This is a genomic window from Corallococcus sp. BB11-1, from assembly GCF_026626625.1.
GTDB classification, from domain to species: Bacteria; Myxococcota; Myxococcia; order Myxococcales; family Myxococcaceae; genus Corallococcus; species Corallococcus soli.
The window spans coordinates 1-11,885 of the sequence record NZ_JAPNJY010000039.1 but is presented as its reverse complement, the minus strand read 5'-3'; the positions used below and the strand labels follow the sequence as shown (position 1 = coordinate 11,885).

The window sequence follows — 11,885 nt, the reverse complement described above, 5'->3', positions numbered from 1 at the left end:
GACGGACCCCGGGCCCTCAAGGCCCGGGGGCGGGTGGATGCGACGTCAGGGCTTCACGGTGGTGACGAACACCGCCTTGCCGCCCTCGACCTTCATCACCACGGCCTGCTTCACCGCGTCGCGGTTGGCGTCCAGGTTGATGGTGCCCGCGACCCCCGGGAAGTCCTTCGTCGCGGCGATGGCGTCGCGGATGGCGGGCCCGGAGGTGTCCGGCGCGCGCTTCATCGCGTCCACCAGCAGCCGCGCGGCGTCGTACGCCAGCACCGCCACGCTGTCCGGCACCGCGCCGTAGGCGGCCCTGTACTTCTTGAGGAAGCCCTGGACGATGGGGTCCGGGTTGTCCGGCGAGTAGTGGTTGGAGAAGTAGCTGCCCTCCAGCGCGGAGCCGCCCAGCTCGAAGAGCTTGTCGGAGTCCCACCCGTCACCGCCCAGCAGCGGCACGCGCAGGCCCACCTCGCGCGCCTGCCGCGCGATGATGCCCACGTCCGTGTAGTAGCCGGGCACGAACACCGCCTCCGGCTTGCGGTTCTTGATGGCGGTCAGCTGGGCGCGGAAGTCGGTGTCGCCCTTGGAGTAGCTCTCCTGGGCCACCACCTGCCCGCCGAAGGACTTGAACTTCTCGTTGAACACCTCCGCCAGCCCCACGGAGAAGGCGCTCTTGTTGTCCACGAGCATCGCCACCTTCGACAGCTTCAGGTTCTCCCGCGCGAACTTCGCCATCACCAAACCCTGGAACGGGTCGATGAAGCAGACGCGGAAGATGTAGTCGCCCTTCTTCGTCACCTCCGGGCTGGTGGACGTGGGCGTAATCATGGGCACGCGCCCGGCCTGCGCCTTGTCCGCCATGGCCATGGACACGGACGACGCGGCCTCGCCCAGCAGCGCCACCACCTTGTCCTGCGCGATGAGCCGCGTGGCGGCCTGGGCGCCTTCCTCCGGACGGCCCTGGCTGTCGTAGAGGCGCACCACCAGCTTCTGGCCCCTCACGCCGCCCGCGGCGTTGGCTTCCTGGATGGCCAGGTCGATGCCGTTGCGCGCGGAGATGCCGAAGGTGGCCTCGGAGCCGGTGAGGCTGCCCACCTCTCCAATGAGGATGCTGCCTTCGGGCGGAGGACCCGGCGGGGCGGCCGTGGACGGGGCGCCCTGCGACGCGGGGGCCGCGGGCGCGGGAGCAGCGGACTTCTTCTCACAGCCCACCAGGGCCAGGGCCAGGGCGGTGAGCAGGAGGGGCAGGGGACGGCGCATCAGGGGGGCTCCTCGACCGGAAAGCGAACGGTCGCACCCTAGCTTGAGCAGTGGAGCGCGGCGAACCCGCACCCCGGGGCGGTGTGCGCTCCCCACCCTGGCGGCCCTCCCTCCAGGGGCCGGCGGACGCCCCTGATTTGAATGTGGACTGAATAGGTCCAGATTACGTAAGAGGCCGTCGGGCATCGGGCCCGCGAAGCCACGGCAGGCACAGGAGACACCCCCTCATGCTCCGGATGAGCAAGATGACGGACTACGGCATCGTGCTGATGGCCGAGCTGGCGCGCGCGGACGGGGACACCCGGACCACGCGAGAGCTGGCGGCACGCACGCGTGTCTCCCTCCCTTCCGCGAGCAAGGTGCTCAAGGGCCTGCTGCAGGCGGGGCTGGTGGTGTCCCACCGGGGCGCGAGCGGCGGCTACGGCCTGGCGCGTCCCGCGGAGGCCATCTCCCTGGCGGAGCTCGTCACGGCGCTGGAGGGCCCGGTGGCCCTCACCGAGTGCGGCCAGCACACCGCGCCCGCCACACCCTGCGAGCTGGAGTCCGTCTGCCAGGTGCGGGGCCACTGGCGGCTCATCAACCAAGCCATCCAGGAGGCGCTGGGGAAGCTGACGCTGGCGGACCTGCGCGCGCCCGCGCCCCGCATGCCGGAGCGGCTGGTGGGCCTGGGCCTGCCGGCGAGCGCCGCCGGCGTGAACAGCGCCCTTCCTCCTTCCGCGACGGGAGTCCGGTCATGAGCAGCACCGAAACCATCCAGGAACTCACCCGCAAGGGCTATCAGGCGGGCTTCGTCACGCAGGTGGAGTCGGACACGCTGCCGCCCGGCCTGGACGAGGACGTCATCCGCGTGCTGTCGCGCAAGAAGGGCGAACCGGCCTTCATGCTCGACTGGCGCCTGAAGGCGTACCGGCACTGGCTCACCCTGAAGGAGCCCACCTGGCAGGCGGTGAAGTACCACCCCATCGACTACCAGGCCATCCGCTACTACTCGGCGCCGAAGCAGAAGCCGCTGAAGGACAGCCTGTCGCAGGTGGATCCGGAGATCCTGCGCACCTACGAGAAGCTGGGCATCCCGCTGGAGGAGCAGAAGCGGCTGCAGAACGTGGCGGTGGACGCGGTGTTCGACTCCGTGTCGGTGGCCACGACGTTCCGGGAGAAGCTCTACAAGGCGGGCGTCATCTTCTGCTCGTTCTCCGAGGCGGTGAAGGAGCACCCGGAGCTGGTGGAGCGCTACCTGGGCACGGTGGTGCCGTTCTCCGACAACTTCTTCGCGGCGCTCAACTCCGCGGTCTTCAGCGACGGCTCCTTCTGCTACGTGCCCAAGGGCGTGAAGTGCCCCATGGAGCTGTCCACGTACTTCCGCATCAACGCGGCGGACACGGGCCAGTTCGAACGCACGCTGCTCGTCGCGGACGAGGGCGCCTCCGTGAGCTACCTGGAGGGCTGCACCGCGCCCATGCGCGACACCAACCAGTTGCACGCCGCGGTGGTGGAGCTGGTCGCGCTGGACGGCGCGTCCATCAAGTACAGCACGGTGCAGAACTGGTACCCGGGTGACGCGGAGGGCAAGGGCGGCATCTACAACTTCGTCACCAAGCGCGGCATCGCGCACAAGGGCTCCAAGATTTCGTGGACCCAGGTGGAGACGGGCTCGGCCATCACCTGGAAGTACCCCAGCGTCATCCTCAAGGGGGACGACGCGGTGGGCGAGTTCTACTCCGTGGCGCTCACCAACCACCGCCAGCAGGCGGACACGGGCACGAAGATGATCCACATCGGGAAGAACACCCGGTCCACCATCGTGTCCAAGGGCATCTCCGCCGGGCGGGGCCAGAACACGTACCGGGGACTGGTGAAGATTCTCAAGAGCGCGGCGAACGCGCGCAATCACACGCAATGCGATTCCCTGCTGCTCGGTGACAAGTGCGGCGCCCACACGCTGCCGTACATCGAGGTGAAGAACTCGACCGCGCAGGTGGAGCACGAGGCGTCCACGTCGAAGATTGGCGAGGACCAGCTCTTCTACTGCCGGCAGCGGGGCATCTCCCAGGAGGACGCGGTGTCGATGATCGTCAATGGCTTCTGCCGGCAGGTCTTCAAGGAGCTGCCCATGGAGTTCGCGGTGGAAGCGCAGAAGCTGTTGGGCGTGAGCCTGGAAGGGAGCGTGGGGTGATGTCGCTGCTCAGCATTCAAGGCCTGCACGCCCGCGTGGGCGACAAGGAGATCCTCAAGGGCATCGACCTGGAGGTCCGCCCGGGCGAGGTGCACGCCATCATGGGGCCCAACGGCTCCGGCAAGAGCACGCTCGCGGGCGTGCTGGCGGGGCGTGAGACGTTCACGGTGACGCAGGGTTCGGTTCGCTTCAACGGCGAGGACCTGCTGGGCCTGTCGCCCGAGGCGCGCGCCCAGGCGGGCGTGTTCCTGGCGTTCCAGTACCCGGTGGAGATTCCGGGCGTGGGCAACCTGCACTTCCTGCGCACCGCGCTCAACGCGAAGCGCCGCGCGAAGGGCGAGGACGAGCTGGACGCCATGGACTTCATGCAGCTCGCCAAGGAGAAGGCGAAGCTGGTGGAGCTGGACAGCGCCTTCATGGGCCGCTCGGTGAACGAGGGCTTCTCCGGCGGGGAGAAGAAGCGCAACGAAATCTTCCAGATGGCGGTGCTCCAGCCGAAGCTGGCGCTGCTGGACGAGACGGACTCGGGCCTGGACATCGACGCGCTGCGCGTCGTCGCGGGCGGCGTGAACGCCCTGCGCGCGCCGGACCGGGCGATGGTTGTGATTACCCACTACCAGCGGCTGCTGGACTACATCGTGCCGGACCACGTGCACGTGATGGCGGCGGGCCGCATCGTGCGCTCGGGCGGGCGCGAGCTGGCGCTGGAGCTGGAGGAGAAGGGCTACGCGTGGCTGGGCGGGGAGGGCGTCGGGGCCGGCAAGGCGAAGGAGGTGCGGCGATGAGCGCGGGCCTTGCGCACTACCTGGACGTCGCCCGGGGCTTCCAGTCGCGCGGGAGCGCGAACGACCCGGCGTGGCTCAAGACGCTGCGCGCGGAAGCGCTGCGCCACTTCGAGGCGCGGGGCCTGCCCACGTCGAAGGACGAGGAGTGGAAGTACACGCCCCTCTCCACGCTGTCGTCGCACCCGTTCCAGCCCGCGCGGGACGTGTACGCGGGCGAGGACGTGGCGGCGGCGGTGGCGCGGCTGGCCCTGCCCGGGCCCCGGCTCGTCTTCGTGGACGGACGCTACGTCCCGGCGCTGTCGGTGCTCACCGGCCTGCCGCGCGGCGTGACGCTCAAGCCGCTGTCGCAGGCGCTGCGCGAGGACGGCGAGCTGCTGGAGGGGACGCTGGGCCAGCGCACGCGGCTGGGGGCCAATGCCTTCACGTCGCTCAACGCCGCCCTGTTGGAAGAGGGCGCGCTGCTCACGCTCGCGCCCCGCGCGCTGAGCGAGGTGCCGGTGCAGCTGCTCTTCCTGGCGCGCGGTGGCAACGGGCCGGTGCTGGCCAGCCCCCGCATCGTGGTGGTGGCGGGCGAGGGCAGCGAGGCCACGCTGGTGGAGACGTACGCGGGGCTGGGCACGGAGGCGACCTTCACCAACGCGGTGACGGAGGTGTCGCTGGGCGACAACGCCAGCCTGCACCACTACAAGCTCCAGACGGAGGGCGACGCCGCGCTGCACCTGGGCGGGCTGTACTCGCGGCAGGGGCGCGACAGCCGCTTCCAGTCGCACGCCTTCTCCTTCGGTGGCGCGGTGGCCCGCAATGAAGTGCACGCGCTGTTCGCGGGGGAGGGCGGGGAGTGCCTGCTCAACGGCCTGTTCGTGGGCCGGGGCACCCAGCACCTGGACAACCGCACCGACCTGGACCACGCGGTGCCGCGCTGCTCCAGCCGGGAGCTCTACAAGGGCGTGCTGGATGACCGCTCACGCGGCACGTTCCATGGACGCATCCGCGTGCGCGAGGACGCGCAGAAGACGGACGCGAGCCAGACGAACCGCAACCTCCTGCTGTCGGAGGGCGCGCAGGTGGACACGCGGCCCCAGTTGGAGATCTTCGCGGACGACGTGAAGTGCGCCCACGGCACGGCGGTGGGCCGGCTGGACGACACGGCGCTGTTCTACCTGCGCTCGCGCGGCATCCCGAAGCCGGAGGCGGAGCGGATGCTGACGCAGGCGTTCGCGAGCGAGCTGGTGCTCGCGGTGCCGGCGGGGCCGGTGCGCGCGCGCGTGGAGGCGTTGCTGTCGGCGAAGCTGCCGGGCGGGGCCCGGCCGGAGGTGACGGGATGACGGGGCCTGGATTCGACCTGGGGCGCGTGCGCGGGGACTTCCCCCTGCTGCGGCAGGAGGTGCGGGGCCGCCCGCTGGTGTACCTGGACAGCGCGGCCACCGGGCAGAAGCCGCAGGCGGTGCTGGATGCGCTGACGCGCTACTACACGCACGACAACGCCAACGTGCACCGGGGCGTGCACATCCTCTCCGAGCGCTCCACGCAGGCGTACGAGGACGCGCGCGAAGCGGTGCGCCGCTTCCTCAACGCGAAGGACGCGCGGGAGGTCATCTTCGTGCGCGGCACCACGGAGGCCATCAACCTGGTGGCCGCGACCTACGGCCGCAAGCACGTGGGCCCGGGCGACGAGGTGCTCATCTCCGCCATGGAGCACCACTCCAACATCGTGCCCTGGCAGATGGTGTGCGACGCGGCGGGCGCGAAGCTGCGCGTGATTCCGGTGGATGACCGGGGCGAGCTGCGCCTGGACGCGGTGGACGCGCTGCTCACGGAGCGCACGCGCCTGCTGGCCATCACCCACGTGTCCAACGCGCTGGGCTCCATCAATCCCATCAAGGAGCTGGTGGCGAAGGCGCACGCGAAGGACATCCCGGTGCTGGTGGACGGGGCGCAGTCGGTGACGCACTTCCCGGTGGACGTGCAGGACCTGGACTGTGACTTCTTCGCCTTCAGCGGGCACAAGCTCTTCGGGCCCACGGGCATCGGCGTGCTGTACGGCAAGCTGGCCATGCTGGAGTCGCTGCCGCCGTACCAGGGCGGTGGGGACATGATCCTCTCCGTGACGATGGAGAAGACCGTCTACAACCGCGTGCCGCACCGCTTCGAGGCGGGCACGCCGGACATGGCGGGCGCGGTGGGCCTGGGCGCGGCCATCCGCTACCTGGAGGGCGTGGGGCTCTCCGCCATCGCGCGGCACGACCAGTGGTTGCTCGCCTACGCGACGCAGGCGCTGGAGGCGGTGCCCGGGCTGAAGCTGGTGGGCACCGCGCCGAAGAAGACGGGCGTGCTGTCCTTCACGCTGGCGGACGTGCACCCGCACGACGTGGGCACCATCCTGGACCAGGAGGGCATCTGCATCCGCACGGGGCACCACTGCGCCCAGCCGCTGATGCAGCGCTTCGGGGTGGCGGCGACCGTGCGCGCGTCGCTGGCGCTCTACAACACGCCGGAAGACGTGGATGCGTTGGTCAAGGGGCTGCACAAGGTGAGGGAGGTGTTCGCGTGAGTTCGGACCTCAAGGACCTCTACCAGGAGGTGGTGCTGGAGCACTCCAAGCGCCCGCGCAACTTCCGGGTGGTGGAGGGCGCGACGTGCACGGCGGAGGGCTACAACCCGCTGTGCGGAGACCAGCTCTCCGTCACGTTGAAGATGGACGGCGACGTCATCCGCGACATCGGCTTCCAGGGACAGGGGTGCGCCATCTCCAAGGCCTCCGCTTCACTGATGACGGGCGCGGTGAAGGACAAGACGCGCGCGGAGGCGGAGGCGCTCTTCGAGCGGGTGCACACGCTGGTGACGGAGGGCCCGGAGAAGGTGGATCCGGAGACGCTGGGCAAGCTGGCGGTGCTGTCGGGCGTGAGTGAGTTCCCGGCCCGGGTGAAGTGCGCGAGCCTGGCGTGGCACACGCTGCACGCGGCGCTGGATGGCCGCTCCACGTCGGTGTCGACGGAGTAGGGGAGGGAACACGATGCGAGGCGCGATGACGATCACCGAGCGCGACGTGGACGCGATGCTCATCCCCAGCGGGGACAAGGTGTTGCTGCCGGCGGGCTCGGAGTTGACGGTGGTGCAGACGCTGGGCGGCAACGTCACGGTGCAGGACCCGTACGGCCAGCTCTTCCGCATCGACGAGAAGAACGCGTCGGTGCTGGGCGAGGACTACGCGGCGAAGGCGAAGCCGCAGGCGGACGCCACCGAAGCCCCCCCCGGGGAGTTCCACGAGGAGCAGGTCTGGGAGCAGCTGCGCACGGTGTATGACCCGGAGATCCCGGTGAACATCGTGGAGCTGGGGCTCGTGTACACCTGCAAGGCCACGCCGCTGGACGAGGGCGGACAGCGCGTCTCCATCGAGATGACGCTGACGGCGCCTGGGTGCGGCATGGGGCAGGTGCTGGTGGAGGACGTGCGCCAGAAGGTGTCCTCCGTGCCCGGCGTGAAGGAGACCCAGGTGGAGCTCGTCTGGGAGCCGCAGTGGGATCAGAGCCGCATGACGGACGTGGCGAAGCTCCAGCTCGGCTGGATGTGAAGTTCGTCTCTTTGTCGCGTGTGGAGCTATATACAGTAGTGCGATTGGGAGTTACTGGAGGAGTGGATTGTCTGCTTATCCGCGGCCACGGCCGTGTTTCTTAGATGAAATGGAATCGTTAGGGTCGAGGGACGGGGAAAAACGATGGCGTTCTTTAGATGGAGAGAGGCTTTATACCTGGGATTCGCTTCATGGTGAGATTGAGGTTTTTAATAAGAGAGGGCGGCATCTGGGGGCTTTAGATGCGGTGTCTGGGAAATTAATTAAGGAGGCAGTCAAAGGCAGGGTGATTGATGTCTAAGCAATCTGCGGGAGCGTTTGATTTTGTGAGTAGGTGTTTGAAGGGGCTCGCCTTGCCGGAGGATGCAGATGAATATGTAGATCGTTGGCACGACGGGGGGGATAGTCGTAGTCTTTCTGAGTTCTTGGGGTTTTCTGCGCAGGAGTATGCTCTTTGGGTGGAACGGCCTGAAGCCCTTAGGATTATATTATTTGCAAGAAGAAACCGAATGAGTCTGGAGGACGTTCTGGGTGAGGCGAATAATATGAGCGCGGCAGCGCGGGCGTCGTCTCCAAAAGAGGCACGAGCGGTGTTGGATTGGCTGCGTCAAACGGGGCGCTTGAAGACATGACTCCGGAGCAAATGATTGCTGTGAGGGTTTTGGAAAAACATCGATTGGCTGTGCCGGTTGATGTTGAGGGGTTGGTGGCGCAGTTTGCGGATATGGAAGAGGATTTTCTTCCGCCTGGCGTTGATGCTGTGCTGGTCAATAATCCGGTTGTCAGGGCGCGCCCGTTGATTGTTGTCGAGAAGAATCAGTTGCCAGCGAGGAAGAGATTTACGCTGGCGCATGAACTAGGGCATTTGCTGATTCCATGGCATCTTGGGGTTGTTGGTTGTCATCCAACTGCATTTGAGGATTGGGGCGGTCAGATTTATCAGGAGGGTGAATCTGAGGCTAATCGTTTTGCTTCGGAATTGTTGATGCCTTCGTCTTGGCTTAAGTTAGTGGTGGAGAACGCTAGTGGGTTGAGGGAAGTATATGATTGGTTGGCAACGGCCGATGCTTCCGACGCTGCTGCTAGTCTTGCTCTTGCGAGATGCATGCCTCCTGGGCGGATTATTGCGCAGGTAGATGCATCAGGCATTGTGTTGGTTGCAGCCGTATCTCCAGGGACTGCGGTATCGGCACCTAGACGTGGTAGTAAGGTCAGGGAGAGCCAGTATGATGGGCTGTCAGCTGTACATGAATCCCTGGCGAGGCCTAGGAGCGTTATTCATCGCTGGATATTGCCCGAGGAAGATTCGCTGTCGGGCAGTGATGGCGAAGGATCTGCTGAAATCTTGGCGAGGATAATGAGGCGTGGCCTCCCTGATGAGCAGATGGTGAAGGCTAGTCAGGTTTTGGCTGGTGTGGTTGGTTATGCAAATAGTAAATTCAAGTTCAGCGGGCAGACGGAAGGTCAGTTTATTAGCGTTCTAAGGCAGAGGTTGTTGGGTCGGGAAGATTTTAAGTGGTTGACTGGGGATGCTGAGTTTTCGAAGTTCCTTGCCGTGAAAGCTAGGGAGTTGGTTGGCAGGGGGCGTTAGTGGTCGTGTGGGTGGGGCTTGTTGGTGCGCACGGGGCCCCGGTCGACTCCTGTAGTGCTTCGAACAGCCCCCGCTGTGTCCGTTACCGGAAATGTCTGGAGACGGCGACGAAGCACTCCCTCGCGAAAGGGATAGGGGCGCTCGACGCGGAACTGAACGTGTGGCTGGCGGCGACCGCACGCGTCTGCCAAGTGACTGCGCAGCGCGACACCTCCTACACCGTCATCGTCGTGGATCCGTGCCAGGGCCGCGTGGGCTACCGCTGCTCGGATGAATTCATCCGGGAACTCCAGGTGCCCTGACGTCTCAGGCCAGCGCCTTGCGGCCCCGGGCCACGAGTCCCAGCGTGGCCACGGCGGCCACGCCGCCCGCGACCCACTTGGGCCAGCTTGGCGCGGTCGCTTCACGCTGCGCGATGGCGGGCGTCATGCGCTCGGCAAAGAGCGCGACCAGGGCGTGCTCGAAGGCGAGCAGGTCGTGCGGCCCCCGGCTGGACACCCAGTTGCCGTCGCGCACCACCGGTTCGTCCGTCCAGTGCGCGCCCGCGTTCTCCAGGTCGTTGCGGATGCCGGGCCAGGACGTGACGTGCCGGCCCTCCAGCAGCCCCGCGGACGCGAGCAGCCAGGGCCCGTGGCAGATGACCGCGATGGGCAGGTCCAGCAGGTCCGCGTCGCGCACGAAGTCCAGCGCCAGCGCGCTCTGCCGGAGGAAGTCCGGGTTCATGAAGCCGCCGGGCAGCAGCACCGCGTCGAAGTCCGCGGCCTTCACCTCGCGCAGCGTGGCGTCCACGCGGACCTTCTTGCCGGGCACCAGCAGGTTCATGCCCCGGATGCGGCCCTTGTGGAGGGAGACGATGGTGACCTGGGCGCCCTCGCGCTCCAGGCGCTTCACCGGCCGCGTCAGCTCCACCTGCTCGAAGCCATCCGCCGCCAGCACGGCCACCCGCATCCCCGTCAGCTTCTTCATCGCGCCCATCCTCCCGATGTCCGTGGTTCTCCGACAACCCAGTGGTGAAGGGTGGACATGCCCTCCCGGGAGGGGAAGCAGAGGGCAGGCAGGCAGGCGGGGGCTCGGGGGTTCGTCGGGCGGCCCCTCCCCGGAGGACGACGCGCGGGCACGGCGCGGCGCGGCGTGCCGTGGGCCTGGACGGCCCGGGACGAACAGCTTTAGGTCAGGCTCTCTTCTGGAGGCGCAACGGCATGTCTTCTTCGTTCACCCCCCGGCTGCACCGGAGCCTGCTCGCGGGCACCGCGCTGCTGCTCGCCCCGCTGGGCTGTGCCACGTCCACCCAGGCGGGCGCCGCGCGCGACGAGGCAGCCCTGCGCATGGACCCTCCGCCGCAAGCGAAGCCGAAGTGGGGGCTGGTCATCCACGGCGGCGCGGGCGTCATCTCCCGCGAGAACCTGTCCCCGGAGCGCGAGGCCGCGATGCGCGCCGCGCTCACCCAGGCGCTCCAGGCGGGGCACGCGGTGCTGGCGAAGGGCGGTCACAGCCTGGACGCGGTGACGGCCGCGATTCGCGTGCTGGAGGACTCGCCGTACTTCAACGCTGGCAAGGGCGCGGTGTTCAACCACGACGGCGTGAACGAGCTGGACGCGGCGCTGATGGACGGCAAGACGCGCACGGCGGGCGCGGTGGCCGGCGTGCACCACATCCAGAACCCCATCGACCTGGCGCGGCGGGTGATGGAGCAGTCGCCGCACGTGATGATGGTGGGCGAGGGCGCGGAGGCGTTCGCGCGGGCGCAGGGCATCCCGCTGGTGGACGCGAAGTACTTCTACACGGAGGAGCGCTGGCAGGGCCTCCAGCGCGCGTTGGCGCAGGAGCGGGCGAAGGCGGTGCCGCAGGGCTCGGCGCCTGACACGGGGACATCGCCGCCCGTGACGCCGCCCCCTGCCGCGCCTGGGCAGCCGCCGCCCGTCGCGCCGGGACAGCCTGCCGCGACGCAGCCGCCCGCAGCTCCAGGACATGCGCCTGCCGCGCCCGGGAAGCCGCCCCCTGCCGTGCCTGGGCAGCCGCCCACGACCCAGCCCCCTCCGGCGCCTGGGAAGTCTCCGGCCTCATCGCTGGAGCCGGGCGTGGATCCGGTGACGGGGGACCACAAGTTCGGCACGGTGGGCGCGGTGGCCCTGGACCAGGAGGGCAACCTCGTGGCGGGCACCTCCACCGGGGGAATGACGAACAAGCGCTTCGGTCGCGTGGGCGACTCGCCCATCATCGGCGCGGGCACGTACGCGGATGAACGCTGCGCGGTGTCCGCCACCGGGCACGGCGAGTTCTTCATTCGCTACACGGTGGCGCGCGACATCTGCGCCCGCGTGGAATACCAGGACCTGCCGCTGCCGGAGGCCGCCAACGTCGTCATCCACGACGTGCTGGCGAAGGTCGGCGGCGAGGGCGGCGTCATCGCCATGGACCACCAGGGCAACGTGGCCATGCCCTTCAACTCCAGCGGCATGTATCGCGGCTACGTCGGCGAGGACGGCGCGCCCACCGTCGCCATCTTCCGGCAGCCGTGAA

The 11,885-nt window shown here is 67.9% G+C and carries 12 protein-coding genes; 10 read left to right on the top strand and 2 right to left on the bottom strand.

Going from position 1 to position 11,885, the window contains the following annotated elements:
• Positions 1 to 45 precede the first annotated feature (45 nt).
• Positions 46 to 1,245, bottom strand: coding sequence for an ABC transporter substrate-binding protein (locus OV207_RS32610; RefSeq protein ID WP_267558957.1), 1,200 nt, complete (start codon positions 1,243 to 1,245; stop codon positions 46 to 48).
• Positions 1,246 to 1,472: 227 nt separating this feature from the next.
• Between OV207_RS32610 and OV207_RS32605 the strand changes: the two genes are divergently transcribed.
• The 9 genes from OV207_RS32605 (at position 1,473) to OV207_RS32570 (ending at position 9,365) form a co-directional block, all read left to right on the top strand.
• Positions 1,473 to 1,982 (top strand): SUF system Fe-S cluster assembly regulator, encoded by a 510-nt coding sequence (locus OV207_RS32605; protein ID WP_193346875.1) that lies wholly within the window; start codon positions 1,473 to 1,475, stop codon positions 1,980 to 1,982.
• Positions 1,979 to 3,418, top strand: a complete 1,440-nt coding sequence (gene sufB, locus OV207_RS32600; RefSeq protein ID WP_267558955.1) for a Fe-S cluster assembly protein SufB — start codon at positions 1,979 to 1,981, stop codon at positions 3,416 to 3,418. Before OV207_RS32605 ends, sufB begins: the two co-directional genes overlap by 4 nt.
• Positions 3,418 to 4,203, top strand: a complete 786-nt coding sequence (gene sufC, locus OV207_RS32595) for a Fe-S cluster assembly ATPase SufC (RefSeq protein WP_267558954.1) — start codon at positions 3,418 to 3,420, stop codon at positions 4,201 to 4,203. The genes sufB and sufC overlap by 1 nt, the downstream gene beginning before the upstream one ends.
• Positions 4,200 to 5,528, top strand: coding sequence for a Fe-S cluster assembly protein SufD (sufD, locus tag OV207_RS32590; protein ID WP_267558952.1), 1,329 nt, complete (start codon positions 4,200 to 4,202; stop codon positions 5,526 to 5,528). Before sufC ends, sufD begins: the two co-directional genes overlap by 4 nt.
• Positions 5,525 to 6,754: a cysteine desulfurase gene (locus OV207_RS32585; protein WP_267558950.1), complete on the top strand. Its 1,230-nt coding sequence runs from the start codon at positions 5,525 to 5,527 to the stop codon at positions 6,752 to 6,754. Before sufD ends, OV207_RS32585 begins: the two co-directional genes overlap by 4 nt.
• Entirely contained in the window at positions 6,751 to 7,203 is a 453-nt protein-coding gene (sufU, locus tag OV207_RS32580) for a Fe-S cluster assembly sulfur transfer protein SufU (RefSeq protein WP_193346880.1), read from the top strand. The genes OV207_RS32585 and sufU overlap by 4 nt, the downstream gene beginning before the upstream one ends.
• A gap of 13 nt (positions 7,204 to 7,216) precedes the next feature.
• A complete protein-coding gene (gene sufT / locus OV207_RS32575; protein ID WP_193346881.1) occupies positions 7,217 to 7,774 on the top strand; it encodes a putative Fe-S cluster assembly protein SufT in 558 nt (185 codons plus the stop codon).
• Positions 7,775 to 7,883: 109 nt separating this feature from the next.
• Positions 7,884 to 8,075, top strand: coding sequence for a colicin E3/pyocin S6 family cytotoxin (locus OV207_RS37840; protein ID WP_420715284.1), 192 nt, complete (start codon positions 7,884 to 7,886; stop codon positions 8,073 to 8,075).
• Between the two features lie 327 nt (positions 8,076 to 8,402).
• A complete protein-coding gene (locus tag OV207_RS32570) occupies positions 8,403 to 9,365 on the top strand; it encodes an ImmA/IrrE family metallo-endopeptidase (RefSeq protein ID WP_267558947.1) in 963 nt (320 codons plus the stop codon).
• Positions 9,366 to 9,671: 306 nt separating this feature from the next.
• Here the strand turns inward: OV207_RS32570 and OV207_RS32565 are convergent, their stop codons facing one another.
• Positions 9,672 to 10,331, bottom strand: a complete 660-nt coding sequence (locus OV207_RS32565) for a type 1 glutamine amidotransferase domain-containing protein (RefSeq protein WP_267558945.1) — start codon at positions 10,329 to 10,331, stop codon at positions 9,672 to 9,674.
• Between the two features lie 233 nt (positions 10,332 to 10,564).
• Between OV207_RS32565 and OV207_RS32560 the strand changes: the two genes are divergently transcribed.
• Positions 10,565 to 11,884 carry an isoaspartyl peptidase/L-asparaginase family protein gene (locus tag OV207_RS32560; protein ID WP_267558944.1) on the top strand — a complete coding sequence of 440 codons (1,320 nt, stop codon included), beginning with the start codon at positions 10,565 to 10,567 and terminating at the stop codon, positions 11,882 to 11,884.
• The last annotated feature ends 1 nt before the right edge of the window (position 11,885 follow it).

What these genes read in the sequence shown, in the direction of transcription:
- OV207_RS32570 (WP_267558947.1), top strand. Translation starts at nt 8,403, where the DNA reads ATGACTCCGGAGCAAATGATTGCTGTGAGGGTTTTGGAAAAACATCGA.
- OV207_RS32565 (WP_267558945.1), bottom strand. Translation starts at nt 10,331, where the DNA reads ATGAAGAAGCTGACGGGGATGCGGGTGGCCGTGCTGGCGGCGGATGGC.
- OV207_RS32605 (WP_193346875.1), top strand. Translation starts at nt 1,473, where the DNA reads ATGCTCCGGATGAGCAAGATGACGGACTACGGCATCGTGCTGATGGCC.
- OV207_RS32585 (WP_267558950.1), top strand. Translation starts at nt 5,525, where the DNA reads ATGACGGGGCCTGGATTCGACCTGGGGCGCGTGCGCGGGGACTTCCCC.
- sufC (WP_267558954.1), top strand. Translation starts at nt 3,418, where the DNA reads ATGTCGCTGCTCAGCATTCAAGGCCTGCACGCCCGCGTGGGCGACAAG.
- sufD (WP_267558952.1), top strand. Translation starts at nt 4,200, where the DNA reads ATGAGCGCGGGCCTTGCGCACTACCTGGACGTCGCCCGGGGCTTCCAG.
- OV207_RS37840 (WP_420715284.1), top strand. Translation starts at nt 7,884, where the DNA reads ATGGAATCGTTAGGGTCGAGGGACGGGGAAAAACGATGGCGTTCTTTA.
- sufT (WP_193346881.1), top strand. Translation starts at nt 7,217, where the DNA reads ATGCGAGGCGCGATGACGATCACCGAGCGCGACGTGGACGCGATGCTC.
- sufB (WP_267558955.1), top strand. Translation starts at nt 1,979, where the DNA reads ATGAGCAGCACCGAAACCATCCAGGAACTCACCCGCAAGGGCTATCAG.
- OV207_RS32560 (WP_267558944.1), top strand. Translation starts at nt 10,565, where the DNA reads ATGTCTTCTTCGTTCACCCCCCGGCTGCACCGGAGCCTGCTCGCGGGC.
- OV207_RS32610 (WP_267558957.1), bottom strand. Translation starts at nt 1,245, where the DNA reads ATGCGCCGTCCCCTGCCCCTCCTGCTCACCGCCCTGGCCCTGGCCCTG.